Genomic DNA, 20,014 nt, shown 5'->3' on the forward strand with positions numbered 1-20,014 from the left:
TCTAATTCTGGTGGATCTTGCTACCCTTGAATTTGATATCGCTGGATGCCTTGCCGCTGATCTTTCCGGAAGCATCAATGGAAATATCCTTGCCTTTGATGTCGATCGTCCCATCCTTCTTCATGATGATCTCCGCACTTCCGCACTTCAGCGTGATCGAGTCCTTCGCCTCAAGCGTATAATTCTTGCCTACGTTGAAGGCCGAGTCGTCGGCGATCTGGACCAGGCTCTTTTTTCCGACCTTCAGCTCATGTGCGCCCGCCACCTGTGTGCTGTCGTCGGCGCCTATCTCTGTCTTGCGGGTCTTGGTGATCTCGGCCATCTGGGCACCGCCAATTTTTATGCCCTGGTCCGCGCCGATCTCGATGCTCTGGCTGGCGGATATGTTCCAGCTGTCGCTGGCCCCGATCGTATGGCTCTGCGCCGCGCCGACCGTGACCGACCGTGTCGCACCGATTGTATTCTCTTGCGGGCCGCCAACGCTTCGTGTCTCGGACGCCCCGACCGTATCAATGCGAGCCGCGCCAACAGTCACCGTCTGGACAATCCCCACCGTCTGCGAGTGGTTGGAGCCGATCGTCTCCGTCGAGTTCGAACCGATACCTATCGTTTCATTCGCCCCCACCGTCAGTGAGCGGTTCTTGCCCACCGTCTCGGTGTCGTTCGAGCCGATATTCGTGGTCTGGTCGACGCCGACCTTGACCGTCTTGTTGTTGCCGACGTCCTCGTCGAGGTTGTGGCCGACGGAATGCTTGGCGTCGTGGTCGATGCGGTCGGACTGGTCGTGCTGGACGAGCTTGGTGCGGTCGTGCTTGATCAGAAGGTTGTGGTCCTTCTGCGCCTGGAAATTGACCAGCTCGGAGCCGGCCTTGTCCTCGAACATCAGCTCGTTGTAACCGCCGCCGCCTTTCGAGGAGTTGGATTTCCAGCCCGATTGCGTTGCGTTGCCCGGCAGGCCGTAGGGCGGCATCTGTGAGGCATTGTAGACCCTGCCGGTGATGATCGGCAGGTCAGGGTCACCTTCGAGGAAGTCGACGATCACCTCCTGGCCGATGCGCGGTATCTGGATAAAGCCCCAGCCGCTGCCGGCCCAGGTCTGCGAGACACGCACGAAGCAGGAACTGTTTTCGTTCTTCTTGCCCAGGCGGTCCCAGTGGAACTGCACCTTCACCCGGGCATATTTGTCGGTGAATATCTCCTCGCCGGAAGGGCCGACCACCGTCGCCGTCTGCGGCCCGCGCATGATCGGCCGTGCCGTGATCCGCGGCGGGCGATAGGGCAAGGCAGTCGGCGCGACACCCAGAACGATCTTGTAATTCTCGATGTGGGCCTCGTTCTGGGTTCGGTAGCCCGGATCGAACAGCCGATATTCGGCGCTGACCACCAGATATTCCTGGTTCTGGTCGTCGCGCGGAAAGCTTTCCAGCTTGAAAGTACAGCCGGAATGGAGGCCGCGCACGGTGCCAACGGCCGTGATGCGCTGGTGCACGGCCTGGAGTTCCTCGCGCCGGATGCCGGCCAGGGTGTCGCCGCGCCCGACATCGAGATGCGCCCCAGGCTGGCGATAATTCTCGCCGGAGGCTTCCTTGTGGCCGAACGGCTGGGCGGACTTCGCCATCAGGTCAGCGCCAGGCTTCTGGAAATCATAGTCGGTATGGGCATAGGCCCCCGGCCGCACCGAACTGCCCGGAATCCATTCGGTGATGTACTCGACGTCGCGCCGCGAGCCCTGTCCCTCGAAATTATAGAGTATCTTCTCGTAGCCCGGCGCCGGCTTCAGCTTGCTCATCGCGTCGCACAGCACCAGCGTGTGCTTGCCCTCGTCATGCTCGAAGAAATAGAAGATGCCTTCGTGCTCGAGCAGGCGCTGCACAAAATCCAGGTCGCTCTCGTCGTACTGCACGCAGTATTCGCGCGAGGGGTACGACCCTTGCAGCCGCTTCTCGAATTTCGCCGTACCGTATTTCGAGAAGATTTTTTCGACGATCTCGACAGCGGTCATGTTCTGAAAGATCCGGCAATCGGTGGTGTTGCCGAGAAACCAGAGCCACGGCCTGACGACCGCTTCGTAGTAGGCCAGCCGGTCCTCGATGCGGGTCAGGCGAAACTCCGACACCAGGCCGCTGAACCATCGTTTCGGATCGGATTCCCCTTCGACCGAAACCGCGCCCCCCAGCATCTTCGCCGGATCGATGTCGGAGCTGGGTCCGACGAACCCGACCGTATAGGCAAAGCAGCGGCTGATCTCGTCGCGCCCGACAAGATGCGTGAAGGTCAGTTCGGCGCCGACCGGCGTCTGCACAACCGTGGCACGTTCGTTCGGCATGGGTCGAGCCCCTCCTGGACGCGGCCGCCGGCGCGGTGGATTTGAAGTTCCCGCCATCTCATAGGAACTTTTCGACCCGCCGCACCAGGCCATGTTGAGCCTACCACATGTTGTCCCGCCGACCAAAGAGGAGGCACGGCGGAAAAACCTTGCCCTGCCGATGCATCGGCACGAAACGCTGCTGTCCTGTTGCATGTGCAAACTGCTAGAATGTGGAGTATCGGTCAGTGTTCGACGGCGATCCTGGATGTACATCAGTCTGCAAATCAACAATGTCGACGCCTTACCTCCAGGCATCTCGACCGGTTACGCGGCGCGGGATCGCAGCTTCGAAATCGGACGCGATGCTTGCGACTGGACCTTGTCGGACCCCGACAAGTTCATCTCGGGCCGGCATTGCGAGGTCCGCTACGAGGCAGGCGCGTTCTGGCTGCACGATGTCTCGCGCAACGGAACCTATATCAACGGATCAAACCAGCGCATGACCGGCCCGCATCGGATGGCCAACGGCGACCGGATGCTGATCGGCCGCTATGTCATCTTCGTGTCGATCGACGAGGAGCGCGTCGCGACCGGCCATCCCAGTCACGGTTCGACGCAGCGAGAAATGCCCGTCGCGACAAGCCGGTCGCTGGAATTCGGAGATGGGCCGTTCTTCGACCCCGCGGGGCAACGGTCCGGGCAGCGAGGCCCAGCATCGACGTTCCCGTCGCAACCGTCCCTGCCGTCGACAAGAGATGAAGTGCTGCGGGAAATCGCGATCGCGGCCGGCATCTCGCCGGAATTGCTGCAATCGCGCGACCCACATGAAGTTGCCGCCGAAATCGGCACTGTCCTGCGGACGGTGGTCGAGGAACTGACCGTGCTGCTGAAGGCGCGCGCGGCGGCGAAAATGCTGGCCAAGAGCACACAGCGAACGATGATCAGCGTCGCCGACAACAATCCCCTGAAGTTCGTTCCAGGAACCGACGACATCCTCGAAATCATGTTCGCACGGCGCCGGGCCGGCTATCTCGATGCCAGGCGCAGCATCGAGGATGCATTCCGCGATCTCAAGACGCACGAATTCGCCACCTATGCCGCCATGCAGGCCGCGCTTTCGCGGCTGCTTGACGACCTGTCTCCCGAAGCGATCGGAAGAAAGCTTCCGCCGACGTCGTTCTCGTCGAAAAAGAACCAGGCTTGGGACGCTTTTGTCGCGACCTGGCGAACCATGGAGGAAGCACACGAGAACGGCATGTTGGACATATTCCTGGCCTATTTCAGCGAAGCCTATGCCAAGGCCGACAAGCAGAAATAGGCGCTTCAGGGGAGCGTTGCAGCCGACGAAGATACCTCTTCGGTGCGCGGCATCCGGTTCCAATCGAGAGTTTCTGAGATTACGATCGCATACGACAATTCGCCAAGCGGGTAAGGCTGATCGACCTGGGGGTCTGCGGCAAATGTCATCTTACGGCGGGATAGCAAGATATAGCCGACCTTCCTCAAGACACTGCCCTGCCCCGCAGGGCTCGCCTTTGCTTTACCTGGCCGCGAAAAGCTTTGCGCCTGCCCGGCAAGAACGCGGGCGTCAGGCGCGGACGGACGATCGGCCATGAACTCGAAGGACGATCCTTTCGGCCCGGTGGGCAAGACCGTCATTCGCGCCACGCCAAGACGTGAGCGAAAGCCGGCCCCGGTCGCTCAGGAGCCCGTCGCGGAGGGCGGACAATCCGCTCAGGTCAAGGATTCGACCGTGTTCGACCCCGGCGTCGGCCGGCATACACCGCCGGGCTGGACATCCGGCACCGTGATTTATCAAGGGACTCCTCCCGCGGCGGCGCCGACGTCGGCTCTGCGGCAGGAGGCCCTGCTCAATGTCACGGACAGTGTCCGATATTCCGCGGCAAACCCGATCCTTGCCGCGGCCGCACCGTTGCTGATGCTGTTCGGCCAGCTCAGGCTTATCCCGGTCGAGAGACAGGCGGAGCCGTTGGCCGAATATATCACTGAGGCGATCGACAAGTTCGACAGGGCACTGGAGAAAGCAGGCGTTGCCGAAGAGGATGCGCGGATTGCGAAATTTGTCCTGTGCGAAACCACCGACGATCTCGTCGGCAACCTGCCTTGGCCACGCAAAGACGCCTGGGCGCAGCACAGCATGCTGTCGCAGTTCTTCCACGTCGAGCCCGACGGCACGGGCTTTTTCGAAGCGCTGAACAAGGTCCTGGCCAGTCCGGAGGCACATTACGACCTGCTTGAACTGATGCATGCCTGCCTGTCGCTGGGGTTCGAGGGCCAGTATCGCGGCCTGATACGAGAAGACACCAATCTCGAACGCGTTCGGCGCGACGTCTACGAAACGCTTCGCTATTTCAAGCCTCGCGCCGACGAGGACATCTCGCCTCGCTGGCAGGGCCTGGCGGCGACGGTGACGCAGTCGTCGACACGCCTGCCGCTCTGGGTCGTCGCGGCAGCCGCGTCTGCACTGCTGACGGCGGCATTCTTCGCGTTGCGGGTCTTCATCACCAATGAAGGCGATGCCACCGCCGGCGAATTGCTGGCGCTCAACCCGTCGACGCCGATCGCCATCGAACGGGCCAGCGTGGCGCCGTTGGCGGAGCCGGTGAAAGTCACCCCGCCCGCAGCCACGACCACGCAGATCGATCGCATCCGCTCGGCACTGGCCAAGGACGTCGAAGCCGGCGGGCTGACCGTGGGCACGAAGGGCGACTTCATCGTGGTGGAAATCAACAATCTCCTGCTGTTCCAGTCCGGCAGGGCCGACGCGAAACCAGAGTTCCAGCCCATAGCCGCAGATATCGCAGCCGCCCTGGAATCCGAGCGCGGACCGATCAGGATCGTCGGCCATACCGACAATGTGAAGCCGCGAAAATCGAGCCCGTTCAAGTCCAACTTCGACCTTTCCGTCGCCCGGGCGAAGGCCGTCGAAACAATGATGGCGCCGAAGTTCAGCGATCCTTCGCGGCTGACGGTCGACGGCAAGGGCGAGGACGAGCCGATCGCCGACAATGCGACAGCGGAAGGCCGCGCCAAGAACCGCCGTGTCGATGTGATGATCGCCAAGGAGGGAACATTGTGAGCACGGCCGGTTGGAAGCGGCCATGACGCGTTGGCTGCTGCGGATATTCAGCATGATCGCGCTGGCCGGTTTTTCGGCGGCAGTGTGGTTTGCCGGACCTTTGATCCGCTTCGCCGACGCCCGTCCTCTCGGGCCTGCCTGGCCGCGCGCGGCAATCATCGCTGTGATCGTGGCGGCCGTGGCGCTCTTCTATGGATTGCGTTTCTGGCGGATGCGCAAGGCGCAAAAGGCGCTGGAGACCGCCGTTGCCCGCAACGACGACAGGGATGACGACTCGCAGGTGCTCGAGGCGCGCATGAACGAGGCGATCGCCGCGCTCAAACGGTCGAGCGGCAAGCGCAATTTCCTCTATGAGATCCCCTGGTACATCATCATCGGTCCGCCCGGCGCGGGCAAGACAACGGCACTGGTCAATTCCGGCCTGAATTTTCCGCTGGCCGGTTCGGGCGATGCCCAGCCGGTCGCCGGTGTTGGCGGAACACGCGCCTGCGACTGGTGGTTTACCGACGAGGCCGTGCTGATCGACACCGCCGGACGCTACACGACGCAGGATTCCAATGCCGAGAGCGACAGTAAGAGCTGGCTGGCCTTCCTGACGCTGCTCAAGAAATACCGCACACGGCAACCAATCAACGGCGTCATCCTGGCCATCAGCCTTGCCGATCTCATCGGCCTTGACGATCAGCAGCTTGACGCCCACGTCGTCGAGATACGCAGCCGTCTGCGGGAAATCCACGAGACGCTGAAAATCCAGTTTCCGGTGTATCTGCTTTTCACCAAGGCCGATCTTGTTTCCGGCTTCATGGATTATTTCGGTGGTTTCGACGAGCCGCGCCGGCGCAAGGTCTGGGGCGCGACATTCCAGACCAGCGATCGCACCAAGAACATGGCGGCCGAGGCTCCGGCCGAATTCGATGCACTGGCAAGACGCCTGGTCGAGGAGATGCCCGACCGGCTTCAAGAAGAGGCTGATCCGGTCGCGCGCATATCCGTCTTTGGCTTCCCGGCGCAGTTTGGCGCGCTGAAGGGCCGAATTGCGAATTTCATCGCCAGCCTGTTCGATCCGGGCCGCAGCCAGGTGAATGTCAGCCTGCGGGGGCTTTATTTCTCGTCAGGCACGCAAGAGGGGACGCCAATCGATCAGGTGTTGGGTGCGATCGGCCGCAGCTTCGGCAGCAATTCCCGCGCCCATCTTTCCGGAACCGGCAAAAGCTTCTTCTTGCATGATCTGCTGACCGGCGTCATCTTTGCCGAATCCGGATGGGTCTCGTATGACAAGTCGGCGGCAAGGCATGCGGCGATCGCCAGGTTTGCCGGGCTTAGCGCCATCGCGTTGATCGCCGCGGCGGCTCTCGGAACGCTCGCCCTGAGCTTCACGGCCAACAGGTCGCTGATCGCCTCGACCACGCAGGCCATGAGCCAGTATCGCACGACGGCGGATGCGCTGCTCAAAAGCACCGAGGTCACCGATGTCGACCTCGAAAATGTCATTGGTCCGCTCGACCAGTTGCGCGATCTGCCCGCCGGTTTCGAAACCAGCGACGTGCCGACACCGATCGAGGAGACGTTCGGTCTCAGCCAGCGCGAGAGACTGCTTTCGGCGTCCAGGACGGCCTACCGGCAAGCGCTGGAACGCATGTTCCGATCGCGCCTGCTGATCCAGGCCGAGCGGACGATCCAGACCAAGATGGCCGATCCCGCCGCGCTCTACGAGCCGTTGAAAATCTATCTGATGCTTGGCGGCAAGGCGCCGAAGGTCGACGACGCGTTGATCGTTTCGTGGATGAAGCAGGATTGGGAGCAAAACCGCTATCCAGGCGAAAACAACCGCGCAGGACGCGAGCAGCTCGAAAAGCACCTGCGCGCCATGCTTGCCCTGGACGATGCCTATGACCCGGTTTTCGAACTGAACCAGCCGCTCATCGAAGCCGCCCAACGCTCGCTCGGGCGCATGAGCCTTGCCGACCGCGCCTCCGCATTGATCAAGTCGGCCGTATATGCGGCAGCGCTGGATGATTTTTCTGTTTCCGTCAAAGGCGGCCCGGAAGCGCAGCTGCTGTTCGAGCGTGTCGACGGCGGCGATCTGTCAGGTCTGCGTGTTCCCGGCCTCTATAGCTGGGCCGGCTTCAACCATTTCTATCTCGGACAACTCTCGCATATTGCGCAGATGCTCGTCGACGACCAGTGGGTTCTCGGCGGCGGAGGCGAGCAAGGCGGCATCGATCAGGAACTGCTCAAGCTCGGCCCCGAACTTCTCGACCGTTATGGCAAGGAGTTCGCAACAGCTTGGAACAGCGTTCTCGACGCGTTGAAATTCAAAGCGATGCTGAAGGACAAGCCGCACTATGTCGTGCTTTCCGCCGTCGCCTCGCCCAGTTCGCCGATCGAACAGCTGTTTACGGCAATCGCCGACGAAACAGCCCTGACGCGGGACGCTGCTTCCGGCAAGGAGCCAGGTACCGGGGTTGAAGGAGGCACGGTTGAAGGCCAGTCGGAGGACGCAGCAAAGATGGCCAAGGGTCTGGCTCGCATCGGCATACAAATCGCCACCGGAAAATCGCAAAGCCGCGCCGGAACGGGATCCGCGGCAGCGCAAAACCAGGGCCCCGGGGCTAACATCGAAGCGCAGTTCAGGTCGTTCCAGGCCCTGGTGAGCGGTCCTGTCGGACGCCGACCGATCGATGCCTTGACCCAGAATTTCCGCGACATCTACCAGAGCCTGCAACTGGCGACCGACATGCCGTCGCAGACGGAACGCGTCAACGCCAATCTGCAGCTGCAGATAGCCACCCTTCGCGCCAATGCCTCGCGACTGCCCAAGCAGCTCGCCAGAATGATCGATGCGACGGCGAACGAGTTTGAAGGCAACGTCACCGAGACTTCGGTGGCGAATTTGAACCAGATGCTCGATAAGGCGGTCACGGCTCCTTGCGAGGCGGCGGTCAACGGCCGTTATCCCTTCGCTGCCAATGGCACCGAGGACATGGCGATGGCGGATTTCGCGAAACTGTTCGCTCCGGGTGGGCTGCTGGACCGGTTCTTCGCGCAAAACCTCGCATCGCTGATCGACATGAGCGGTCAGGACTGGAGCTGGAAACAGGATGCGCGCTTCGGCCGCGACCTGTCGAAATCGACGCTGAAAAACTTCCAGCTGGCGGCCGAAATCCGCAGCGCCTTCTTTCCCCAGGGCGGTTCGGCACCTTCGGTCAGCATCACCTTCACGCCGTTCTCACTGCATGGCGATGCCGATGCGGCGGTGCTCGATGTCGATGGTCAGACGGTCCAGAGCAACCAGGCGAGCAACGCGCCGAGCATAGTGACCTGGCCGAGCGGAGCAGCCTCCGGGTCCGCCAGTCTGAGCCTGACGCCGGAGATGCCGGGCCGTGAATCCAGCATCAAGTTCGAAGGGCCATGGGCGCTGAAGCGGCTCATGGACAAGGCGACCATCACCGGCACCGACAGCAATGTCCAGGCGCGCTTCGTGATCGGCGGGCGCGACGTCACCTATACGATCCAGACCGGCTCCGGCCCCAGCCCCTTCCTGCTCCCGGCACTTTACAATTTCAGCTGTCCGAAGGCGTTTTGAGATGGGCGTCGCGCTTTTCAATGCGTTGACACCCAGTAGTGGCCGCAGGCGTCCGGACCTTAATTTCGATACTTTAATGGCCGAGCCTGTGGCAGACTGGCACGAGCGAGCGCCCGGGAGTGCGCCGCAGAGGACGCTTGAGAAGCGTTTGGTGGCAAGGTGAGCGATGTCGCCCTTCCCTTTGACAGCTTTGGCGTGAGCCACAAGGGCTGTGTCCGCGAGGTCAACGAAGACAACTATCTGCTCGAGCCACGAACCGGGCTTTGGGTGGTGGCCGACGGAATGGGCGGGCATGACGCCGGAGAGGTCGCCTCGGCCAGCATTGTCGACCACCTGGCCACGATCGGCATCGCAAGCTCGGCTCCGGATCTGCGGGCGCGCTTCGAGGACAGGCTGAGTCGGGCCAATGCCGAAATCCGCCGGATATCGGAATCGCGCGGCATCACCATCGGCTCCACGGTCGCCGCCCTGTTGGCGATGGACGGACGGTTTGCCTGCCTGTGGGCGGGCGACAGCCGGGTCTACCTGATCCGCAACGCCGCGATCTCGCAGATTTCGAAGGACCACACCGAGGTGCAGGAACTCTTGGACCGAGGCATGATCAGCGCGGCCGAGGCACTCACCTGGCCACGCCGCAATGTCATCACGCATGCGGTCGGCGTCAGCGACGACTTCGTCATCGATTTCCAGCAGGGCGAACTGATACCGGGGGACATTTTCGTGCTGGCCACCGACGGGCTGACGGCACATGTCACCGACGCGGAGATCGAGGCCGCGGTGGTGTCGGCAACGCCTCAGGCGGCCTGCGAAAATCTTTTGGAAACGGTGCTGGCGCGAGGCGGAACCGACAATGTCACCATTGTGCTGGTGAAGATCGCAAACGAGCGCAATGGACAGTCGCTCCACCCTGATCTGTCCAGAGCGGAGGGCCGAGGCTGATGAGCGCCGACGACAAGACGCGAATATCGCCGCAGGTGGCCAACACCGCCGTGGGCACGCAGCTCAGCGGCATCTACGAACTTGACGAGCGCATCGCATTCGGCGGCATGGGCGAGGTCTACCGTGGCCATAACATCCAGACCGGAGACCACGTCGCCATCAAGATCGTGCTGCCCGAGTTTGCCCGTGACCAGACGATCCTGTCCTTGTTCCGCAAGGAGGCCTCGATCCTCAATCATTTGTCGCATGACGCGGTCGTGCGATACCACGTCTTCACCATCGACCCCGGGATCGGCCGGCCCTACCTCGCCATGGAGTTCGTCGACGGCGAGTCGCTATTCGATATCATGCGACGTGGGCCGATGCCGACGGAAGCGGTGCGCAAGCTCTGTCATCGCCTCGCATCCGGCCTGAGCGCCGTGCATCAGGCGGGAGCAATCCATCGTGACCTGTCGCCCGACAACATCATCCTGCCGGGAGGCCGGGTCGACCGCGCAAAGATCATCGATTTCGGCATCGCGCGATCGGCGACCGTGGGCGGGGAGACGCTGATCGGCGGAAAGTTCGCGGGAAAATACAACTACGTGTCACCCGAACAGCTCGGGCTGTACAGCGGCGACGTCAGCGAGCAGTCCGACATCTACAGCCTTGGGCTGGTGCTGGCCGCCGCTCTGCGCGGCAAGCCGATCGACATGAGCGGATCGCAGTACGAGATCATCGAAAAACGCCGGACCGTTCCTGATCTCTCAGACATCGACGAGGATTTTCGGGGCATTGTCGAAGCCATGCTGCAACCGGATCCGCAAGACCGGCCGGCCAGCATGGCTGATATCGCCAGGATGACGCGCGACGAAGACGAAGCAACAACACCGCCGCCATCCAGGACACCCCGCGACCGGCCGGCTTTGCCAGCGGCGGGGCATACCCTTGTCCCTGATCCTCGGGCGCAGCCATCCAATGTCGCGGGGCACACCGTGCCGACGGCAACGGGCCCCGGAGAGCAACGCTTCGTCCCGCATGTCCGGCCCGCGCATCTGTCGGAACCGCAGTCTCCGGCTCGCCCCATCCCGCCCCGTGCGGCCGCACCTAATGTCGCCGGAAAACCCGCGAAGACCCGAACCATCGCTATTGCTGCCTTGGCGACGCTGGCTGTTGCCTCAGGCGCGGGCCTTTACCTCAGCGGCTTCATGACGCCTCCGACGCCGACTGTCGGCAAGACATCACTTTCCGCGCCGGAACCATCAAAGCCCGAACCGGAATCGCCAAAGCCGGCTCCGCCCGTACAGCCGGAGGCCAGCGTGGCGCCGGCTGAAAATCCGCCAGAGGCAGAGGCGGCTCAAAAGCCGCAGCCAGCCAAGCCCGCCGAAGCCCCACCACCGGCCGAGGAACCCGCGAAGCCGCCGGCAATGGCAACGCAACCGCAAACGGAGGCGAGCGCGCCATCGGCTGCCAGCCAGGCAGATGCCCAGGCCGTGCAGCCGCCGGAGCCGGCGAAGCCCGCTGTTCCCCAGCAAACCGAGGCGCCCCCGAAGCCGCCGGCAATGGCAGCGCAACCACAAACAGAGGCGAGCGCGCCGCCGGCTGGAAGCCAGGCAGATGCCAAGCCAGTGCAGACGCCGGAGCCGGCGAAGCCCATCGTTCCCCCGCAAACCGAGGCCGCCCCGAAGCCGTCCGTAACGACCACGCAGCCGTCCGAAAAGACATCGCCGGCACCGCAGCCAGATGCGATGGCCAGCAACAGTCAAATGTCGGCTCCGGCGCCTGAGATGACCGCTCCAACCCCGCCAGCCCCGAAAGTCTCAACGCCGCCGCCGGCCCAGCCAGAGGCCGTGGAGATCCCGAAGCCCAAGCCTCAGATCAGCCAGCCGGCAGCGCCCAAGGCGACCGTGCCGGCGCCCAAACCCACTGCGAGCCAGACGGATACCACGAATGCCGAGAGCCAAAACGCCTCGTCACCGCCGGCCAAACAGCCTGACCAGGCTGTCATCGCGTTGAACGTGCCCAAACCGGCGATCCCCCCGGTCGTCGATGACATCGCGCAACGGGTCTCCTGGGTTCGCGACTTCGGCGGCGGCGACTGTTTCTACGCCACCATGACGTCGTCAACCGACAAGGCCGCAGCGATCGAAGGTTTTGGCACGGCGGTGCAGCCATTCGAGCGGATGCTCAGTGATTTCCAGGCAAAATTCCATGTCGAGCCGGACATCAGCGTCCGCCTCATCGAGCCGAGCCAATGCGAAGTCACCAACTTTCTGCGCTTTCTCGGGCAGACCACGGCCGACAAGCCGCAGCTTGTTCTCGACCGGACTTCGGTGCCTGACGGTACGCCGATCAGCGGCACGCTGGTGACGCGTGGCGGGCTCATTTCCAGCGTGCTGCTGATCGATCACAAGGGCATGGTGTTCAATCTCGACGACCGCATCGTCGCGCAATCGGACAAGGCTACCTTCAGCATCCCGATTGGCCTCGGCGCCGCCGACAAGGCCACCGGGAAGGCCGTGCCGCAGATCATAATGGTGATCACGGGCCCGCAGGATATCCAGGCGGCTGCGTTTTCGACGCCGACGCCAGCCTCGGTGCTGCTGCCCAAGATTCTCGAAGAGATCGAGACCGACGGATCGCAATTTTCAGCCACTGCCAAGTATTTCCGGCTCGGCGGATAGCATGGGCGCCCGATGGAACTCCGCCGCGCGTGTTTGCCCTCCTCGTCTGCCGACCTGCCCATAGAGCAGCGTGATCCGGCTCGAGCGCTGCTTGCCCTGACGGGCCGCATGAAGCTTGCGCTCATGGCAGGGGCGGCACTGCTGGCCGTTCTGACGTCCAGCGAAGCGCGCGCCGAATTCACGGTCTGCAACCAGACACTCGACGTCGTCAATCTCGCGGTCGGCCAGAAGGTCGACAATGCGGACCAGACCGACGGCTGGTGGACCATCGGCGCCAACCAATGCGTGAACGTCATCCGCGAGGAACTGACGAACCGCTACATCTACATCTATGCGACTGATGTGTTCGGCCATGCGATCCTGACCGGGTCGACCGAGATGTGCATCGAGCGGCGGCGTTTTTCGATCCGCGGCATCGACGAGTGCTGGCCGCGCGGCCATATCGCGGCGCAATTTCTCGAAGTCGATACGCTTGAACAGGTGCGGTGGACCTTCTTCCTGACCGGAAGCAACCCGTGACGCACAGTATCGACACCAGCTTCAGAGAGAAAAAACAGGCGCGCGCCGCACTGCGCAGGCGCACGCTTTGGCGCCGGCTGATTGCCGGGTTCGCTGTGATCGTCCTGCTTTCGATCGCCGCAGGCTTCTACCTTACCGCGGATTATTGGTCGTTCGGTGACGAAAACGAGGAATTGCACGCAGTCGAAGGTGCCGACGATGTGCCGGCCGATGCATCCGTCTATGTGCCTGCCATTATCGACCTGGCCGGAGATCCGATGTGGATTACGCTAGCGCCGGATGCCGACACCGCAAGCAAGGGCCATGCGGTAGCGCGCCCGGCCGAGCTCGACAGTTCCGGCGCCTCGCCGCAGATCGAAATCCTCTCCGACGTGATGCTGAGTGCCAGCGAAAAGTTCATGACGACGATCCCGTCGACGCAGGAGGACTTCGCGTTCTTCCAGGCACAGCGGCGGACCGCTCCGACATCTCCGGCTGCCGCACCCACCGAGCAGGCCGCTCCGCCTGCACCGGCGGCGGCACCGGACGACCAGCAGGGCGACCTGGATAATGACTTGGCGGCACCCGATGCGAGCGAGGCCCCGGCCGGTTCGGCGCCCAAGGCGGATGCCGACGACCCGGAGGCCGGCTGGGGAGAGACCATCGATCAGGGCGAGGCAGCGCTGCCCGCCTTCAAGAAGACCCAGATCGAGAACAATACGACCGTCGCAACCGCGACCAGCGAATACCAGCGCTTCGCGGCGACCGAAGACACCTTCGTGAAGATCCTCAACGACCGCAGCCTGGACAGCGTTGCGCTCGACGCGCATTTCTCCGCCGACGATGCCAAACTGGCCGGCGAAGCCCTGAAGGCGCTCTTCAACCGGGACGGTCTGGAAGCGGGTTATGTCGTCGCCATGCGCGGATTCCGGCCGAACCGCGAGGCGACGACGATGTCGCTCATGCAGGTTTCGATCTACGCCAAGAATGTCTTTGTCGGCACGCTGACGCGCAACGCCGCGGGCGCCTTCGTGTCGGGTGTCGATCCCTGGGTTCGCGAGGACCTATTCAACTATTCCGGTACCGATCAAGGCGGGCCCAAGCGGCAATACCGCCTGCTCGACGCGATCTATTCGACGGCTGCGCGCAACAAGGTTCCAACCGGCGTCATCGGCGAGGCGATCATGTACCTGTCGCGAGGACAGGACCTCGACGCCTTCGCCAGCGAGGACCAGCGCCTGGTGCTGATCTACTCGCAGACGCCGCGCGGCAAGGACGAGACGTCCGGACGGGTCCTTTATGTCGGTGTCCAGGGCGGTGAGAAGACCATCGACTGTTTCGTCTTCCAGCAGAGCGACGGCCAGTTTGCCTGCGTCACGGGTGATGACCAGGTGCGCTCGCTGACTGTCGCCAACGGCATGGTGACGCCGGTGAACGGGGTCATGACCTCGACCTTCGGCCCGCGCAAGCACCCGATCCTCGGCGTCGTTCGTATCCACAAGGGTGTCGATTGGGCAGCCCCTGTCGGCACGCCGATCATGGCGGCCTTCGACGGCGAGATCAGCTTCCAGGGCGATGGCGGCAGCTATGGCAATCTGGTGAAGATTTCGCATGCGAACGGGCGCGAGACGCGCTACGCGCATATGCAAAAATTCGCCATTGCGAGCGGCGTCGGCACCAAGGTGAAGGCCGGCGACGTCATTGGCTATATCGGCACCACCGGGCTTTCGACCGGCCCGCACCTGCATTTCGAGCTCTACCAGAACGGCGAGGCGATCGATCCGCTGGGAACGGTCACCACGGTCGCCACCTCTGACACTGGCAATTCTGGCAATTCCGGCGATGTCGCTGTCGAAACGCTCACCGAGCGTATCGTTCATGTCGAAAGCGGCGGCAGCGCCCGTGCCAAGAACCCGAATTCCTCGGCGACCGGCGCCGGCCAGTTCATAACCAAGACCTGGATCCGGATGATGAACACCTACCGCCCGGAACTTGCGCGCACACTGTCGACCGCCGACCTGCTGGCTCTGCGCTACGATGCCACGATCTCGCGTGAAATGGTGCGCAATCTGGCGCGCGAAGGCGAGGCCTATCTGCGGGCGCGCGGCCACCAGATCACAGCCGGCCGGCTCTATCTCTGTCATTTCCTGGGCATGGAAGGCGCGCATCAGGTGCTGTCGGCGCCAGGTTCGGCACAACTGAGCGCCGTGCTGGGGTCCGCCGTCATCCAGGCCAACCCGTTTCTCACCGGCAAGACAGCCAGCTATGTGGTGGACTGGGCCGAACGGAAAATGGGCCAGAAGCTGAGCCGTGTGGCCACCGACGCCAGCCCGCAGACGACGACCACGGAGATCCGGCAGACGTCGCCGGAGTTCGAAAAATACAAGCAGGCCGTCACCGCCCTCATCAGCTCGATTCAGACCACGCTTTGAGCCTGCCGGCCACGGCATCAGCCGCTCAGGCTATTGGAATCACCATAGGCACCTTTTTTCAGGCCCTCCGTGAACCAAAACCGCGGTCAGGACCACATACGTCCAGGAGCCATTTTTGGCACAAGCGACCCAGTCGCTGACGAAATTTAGCACCCTGGTAAGTGGAGGGCTGGTCCATGAAAACGTTCGCGGTCTTTCTGAGTGGGATTATCCTGGTTTTCCTTGCCGCCTTCGGCGCCGAGGCCGCCGCGCCTGAAGCCAAACGCGTCGCGCTGGTGATCGGCAACAGCAACTATGTCCATGCGGTCACCTTGCCCAATCCCGCCAACGATGCCCGCCTCATAGCGTCGACGCTGCGCAATGCCGGCTTCGAGGTGATCGAAGGGGTCGATCAGGACAATGCAGGCATGCACAGCCTCATCAGCCGGTTCACCGAGCAAGCCTACGACGCCGACCTCGCGGTCATTTTCTATGCCGGTCACGGCATGCAGGTCGACGGCAAGAACTACCTGATACCGGTCGACGCCGATTTGACGTCGCCGGCCTATCTCAAGACCCGGACCATTCAGATCGATGATTTCATGGCTGCGTTGCCGCCCGACCCGGCGATTGGTGTCATCATCCTCGATGCCTGCCGCGACAATCCGCTGGCAAGGACGCTGGCGGCCTCACTGCCGAAAAGCCGCTCCACCTCGCTGGGCACCGGCCTGGCGCCGGTTGAAGCGAGATCGGACGGCGTCGGTACTGGCGGCCTGCTGATTGCCTATGCAACGGATCCTGGCGCCATCGCTTTCGACGGAGACGGGGTCGACAGTCCTTACTCCACGGCGCTCGCCAGGCATCTGACCGAACCTGGCGTCGAAATCCAGAGCGCGCTGACGCGCGTGCGCGGCGAAGTGACCGAAACCACGCAAGGCCGCCAGCGGCCGTGGCACAACGCATCGTTGGGACGCGAGGTTTTCCTGGGAAAACCCGTCGCCGCAGCAGCGCCGGCCGCAAATCCCGCGGCCGACGCATCGAGCGCAGCCGCGACATCCGCCCCTGCCCCTGTCGCCAGTGACTCTCCTTCCTGGGAAGTCGAGCAACGTCTTTGGGATGAGGCTTCGAAGCACAATTCCGGTCCGTTCTACCAAGCCTATCTCGACCAGTTCCCGAACGGTCGCTTCGCCACCGTGGCGCGGCTGAATATCGACGAACTGAACGACCCGAACGCTCAGAACCGGCAGGTCGCGGCACTCGATACGAACCAGGCGAACGCCGGTTCCGGCTCTGCCGTGCGGACCTCTGTCAGCGTTCCGGACGAGATGAAGCAGACGCCGGGCACCGAGTTGACGGAAAGTGCGATCGGCCTCGACCGCCAGGGCCGCATCGACCTGCAATTGCGGATCGAAGCGTTGGGCAACGAGCTTGGGCGCATCGACGGAACCCTGGGCTCCCAGACCCGTGAGGCGATCGGCATCTGGCAAGCCGATAACGGACTGCCGCAAACCACCTATCTGACGCGCGAGCAACTGGCGTTCCTCGTGATCCAGTCAGATCCGATGATGGAAGCCGTGCGTGCCAGATATGCCGCCGATCAAGCCCGTACGGCGCAGCCGAAGAAGCCCGTTGTGCAAAAGGTCCGCACGATGAGGCCGATGGCACAGAAACCCCGCAAGCAGCAGCAGGTCGTTTCGAAGTGGCGCAACCGCGAGACCATGGCGCGGCTGGATGATCCTCCACCACGCCGGCGCAACAACGACTTCCTGACAAGGGCACTGATCTTCGGCGCCGGTGTGGCCGTGGGCAGCGTGCTCAAACAGTGACAGCCGCGCGTTATTGCGTCTTTATCCGCATTTCCACGCGTCGGTTGACCGGATCGTACGGGTTGGGGCTGCGCGGATTCTTTTCGCCCATGCCGATGGCGTTGATGCGGGCGGGATCGACACCACTGGCCGTCAGGAAGGCTGCCACCGATTTCGCTCGCCGTTGCGACAGGCCTTCATTGTAATGCACCGTGCCGGTGGCGTCGGTGTAGCCTTCGACGACGAAGCTGAATGTGCTCAGCCGGCTGTCCTTCAGCGCCTTGGCGAACTCTTCGAGTTCAGCGCGCGCGGTGGTGTCGAGCGCGGCCGAATCCAGGCCGAAATTGATCAGCATATCGAGGCTGGATTTTTCTCCCGGCGCGTCCTTTGCCTTGGTCTTGCTCTTGCACTCTTCCTCGGTGCCGACGCAAATTCCCCGCGACTTGCCGAGATCGGCCGCGCCGGTAAAAAACTTCACGATGTCTTCTGATTTCTGAACGGGATCGGCGGAAGCGTGGGTCGAGAAAAACACGACCGCCAACACAAAGGCTGACTTGCCCCACTGCATAGCGGTTACTCCTGTTTGAGCATCCGATTTCGACGATCGTGACGATACCAAATTTCATGGCAATTGTCTGTCTATAAACGCTCGTGGACATGATTGTGCCGAGGGGTGTTGCAGCAGCAAGGTTCAGACTTGACCCGCGCCGCGCCCGGGGCTTGAGTGGCCAAGGCTTCTCGATGAAAGCGTGGCGATCATGGCCAATGGGCTCCGATTCAAGACGGCAGGAGATCTTTTCACGGCTTGCCCCGCCATTGCCCGGGACATGAGAACCCTTCCAACCGAACAAGAATCTATCGCGTTTTGCCGCGAGCTCCTCGCCGGGCGCGTTCCCGAAGAAGCGATTACATTCTGTGCCTACCTGCTTCCCGAGCGGGCCGCGGTCTGGTGGGCGCATGAATGCCTGAGCCATCTGACCGAGCTGTTCGATGGAACCGATCAGGAATTGCTCGCGCGTGTTGGCGACTGGGTGGGTGAGCCGGACAATCCTCGACATCGGGCAGCCGTCAGCGCAGTCGCGGCGATACCGCCAACAACGCCGGTCGGCTGGATTGCGCTCGCTGCCGGATGGCGTGACAATGGTTCGGCCATGGCCGCGACGATGGCACCGGCCTTGCAACCATTTCCTGCGCAACCATTTCCTGCCGCCCATGCGGTCAATGCCGGGATTCTGGCCGGACTGGCCCGTGTCGCTCTCGCGGACCGGTTTGCCGTTCTTTCGGCATTTGTCGAAATGGGCATCCAGATGGCCGAGATCGAGGCGCGCCAATCGGCGGATGCCTACTAGAGCAATTTCAGGAAAAGTGTGAAGCGGTTTTCCGCCCGGAATTGCGTGAAAACAAAGAGTTAGAGCGGTTCTCCGTTTCCGTGAAACGGTGAACTGCTCTGGAGCCGCCTACTTGCAGCCGCCTTGCGCCCATTTGGCCAGCGCCACCTTGAAGCGTGTTCCCAAGGGATGTTGCAGGCGCAGAACGGAGACATCGTTGGCGGCGAAATTTTTCGCCTGATCGCACAGCCGGGCCTCGTTCCATTCATGGCAGCCGTCGCAGTGCTTGTCCTCCCAGACCGACTTGTCCAACCCCTCCACAGGGCTGAACAGGGGCTTGCCCTTGATCAGTTCGGCGATGCTCTTGCCGTCGATTGCCGCATCGCCGAAGTCGACCGGGTGGTTGAAAAGGATCGGGGCATCCGACGCCAATTTGGGGATTTTCTGGCGCAGCACATCGAGCGCAAGCTGGTCGTTGCTTTGGCCTGACGCGCTTGCCGCGCCGGTGTTGCGCGCGTCGGAGCCGCCTTCGGCCTGAGGTGTGGCCGCTTCGCCGACAATCAATGGCGCATTGAGATCAACCTTGTGCAGGACGACCTCCGTGGTCAGCGAAACGTTGATCCAGGGGCGCTGCTTGCCGGCGGTTGCCTTGAAGACGTCACCGGTCACCCTGTTCATCGCCTCGGCGATGGAGACGTTGGATTCGCCGATGTGCTGAAGCAGTGCGGCGGTGAACGGCGAATATTCGCCCGACCCGTCATAGGCGAGTTGATTGGGACCGGCGGCGAAAGCGACGAGCGTGCCGGCGCCGCCATTCTCGATCGGGATCTCGGCCAGGCCGCTACTGGCGCCGTGGACGCCCGCGGTCTTGGCCAGCACGTCGACGAGGGGATTGTCGCGGCAAGCGTCGAGAAACACCAGCCTGATGCTGGTCTCCCGCGACATCTGGCGCAGAACGAAATCAACCGACACGGCCTCGAAGTCGAGGGAGTTCTCGTCCTCCAGTGCGGCGTCGACCGGAAGCAGATAGTTCCTGCCCGAAACCTGCAAGCCGTGGCCGGCGTAGAAGAACAGCGCGATATCGGCACCACGCACCTGTTTTGCGAACTGGGCGATCGTCGCCTGCGTCTGCGGCTTGGTCAGGTCGAAGCCCGAAATCACCTCGAAGTCGAGCTTCTTCAGGCGATCGGCCATGGCCTGGGCGTCGCGCACCGGATTGGCGAGCGGCGCGGCGTGCTGATACTGGGCGTTGCCGAGGACAAGGGCGACGCGGCGCTCGGCGCTGGCGGCCGTCACAGTCAACAGCAAGGCGAGCACCGCGAGACCGGCGGCGCGAAAGAGGCCACCGCAACGGGCGATCAGATCAGACCTCACCG

General features: G+C 62.7%; 12 protein-coding genes. 9 read left to right on the forward strand and 3 right to left on the reverse strand.

From position 1 onward, the window contains the following. Window position 1 precedes the first annotated feature (1 nt). Window positions 2-2,326 carry a type VI secretion system tip protein TssI/VgrG gene (gene tssI, locus DBIPINDM_RS08990; RefSeq protein ID WP_258585404.1) on the reverse strand — a complete coding sequence of 775 codons (2,325 nt, stop codon included), beginning with the start codon at window positions 2,324-2,326 and terminating at the stop codon, window positions 2-4. 247 nt (window positions 2,327-2,573) lie between these two features. Between tssI and tagH the strand changes: the two genes are divergently transcribed. The 8 genes from tagH to DBIPINDM_RS09030 all read left to right on the forward strand — a co-directional run bounded on the left by tagH (window position 2,574) and on the right by DBIPINDM_RS09030 (window position 17,331). Next, a complete protein-coding gene (gene tagH, locus DBIPINDM_RS08995) occupies window positions 2,574-3,626 on the forward strand; it encodes a type VI secretion system-associated FHA domain protein TagH (RefSeq protein WP_258585405.1) in 1,053 nt (350 codons plus the stop codon). 294 nt (window positions 3,627-3,920) lie between these two features. After that, window positions 3,921-5,408, forward strand: coding sequence for a type VI secretion system protein TssL, long form (tssL, locus tag DBIPINDM_RS09000; RefSeq protein ID WP_258585406.1), 1,488 nt, complete (start codon window positions 3,921-3,923; stop codon window positions 5,406-5,408). Window positions 5,409-5,430: 22 nt separating this feature from the next. Further along, entirely contained in the window at window positions 5,431-8,994 is a 3,564-nt protein-coding gene (gene tssM, locus DBIPINDM_RS09005; protein WP_258585407.1) for a type VI secretion system membrane subunit TssM, read from the forward strand. 159 nt (window positions 8,995-9,153) lie between these two features. After that, complete coding sequence (locus DBIPINDM_RS09010) at window positions 9,154-9,933, forward strand: PP2C family protein-serine/threonine phosphatase (protein WP_258585408.1); 780 nt, start codon at window positions 9,154-9,156, stop codon at window positions 9,931-9,933. Further along, the gene (locus DBIPINDM_RS09015; protein WP_258585409.1) at window positions 9,933-12,596 is read left to right on the forward strand and encodes a serine/threonine-protein kinase; all 2,664 of its coding nucleotides are present in this window, start codon (window positions 9,933-9,935) and stop codon (window positions 12,594-12,596) included. Before DBIPINDM_RS09010 ends, DBIPINDM_RS09015 begins: the two co-directional genes overlap by 1 nt. Window positions 12,597-12,608: 12 nt before the next feature. Further along, window positions 12,609-13,115, forward strand: a complete 507-nt coding sequence (locus tag DBIPINDM_RS09020; protein WP_416361747.1) for a DUF1036 domain-containing protein — start codon at window positions 12,609-12,611, stop codon at window positions 13,113-13,115. Continuing rightward, window positions 13,112-15,526, forward strand: coding sequence for a M23 family metallopeptidase (locus DBIPINDM_RS09025; RefSeq protein WP_258585411.1), 2,415 nt, complete (start codon window positions 13,112-13,114; stop codon window positions 15,524-15,526). The genes DBIPINDM_RS09020 and DBIPINDM_RS09025 overlap by 4 nt, the downstream gene beginning before the upstream one ends. A 176-nt stretch (window positions 15,527-15,702) precedes the next feature. Continuing rightward, on the forward strand, window positions 15,703-17,331 hold the full coding sequence (locus DBIPINDM_RS09030) for a caspase family protein (RefSeq protein ID WP_258585412.1): 1,629 nt from the start codon (window positions 15,703-15,705) through the stop codon (window positions 17,329-17,331). 10 nt (window positions 17,332-17,341) lie between these two features. Here DBIPINDM_RS09030 and DBIPINDM_RS09035 read toward each other — a convergent pair whose 3' ends face one another. Next, window positions 17,342-17,878 (reverse strand): OmpA family protein, encoded by a 537-nt coding sequence (locus DBIPINDM_RS09035; protein WP_258585413.1) that lies wholly within the window; start codon window positions 17,876-17,878, stop codon window positions 17,342-17,344. Between the two features lie 190 nt (window positions 17,879-18,068). Here DBIPINDM_RS09035 and DBIPINDM_RS09040 point away from each other — a divergent pair, with 190 nt between their 5' ends. Next, window positions 18,069-18,659: a DUF6931 family protein gene (locus DBIPINDM_RS09040; protein WP_258589228.1), complete on the forward strand. Its 591-nt coding sequence runs from the start codon at window positions 18,069-18,071 to the stop codon at window positions 18,657-18,659. A 108-nt stretch (window positions 18,660-18,767) separates the two neighbouring features. Here DBIPINDM_RS09040 and DBIPINDM_RS09045 read toward each other — a convergent pair whose 3' ends face one another. Beyond that, complete coding sequence (locus DBIPINDM_RS09045; RefSeq protein WP_258585414.1) at window positions 18,768-20,012, reverse strand: caspase family protein; 1,245 nt, start codon at window positions 20,010-20,012, stop codon at window positions 18,768-18,770. Between the last annotated feature and the right edge of the window lie 2 nt (window positions 20,013-20,014).

It is taken from the genome of Mesorhizobium sp. AR02 (assembly GCF_024746835.1).
Taxonomy (GTDB): Bacteria; Pseudomonadota; Alphaproteobacteria; order Rhizobiales; family Rhizobiaceae; genus Mesorhizobium.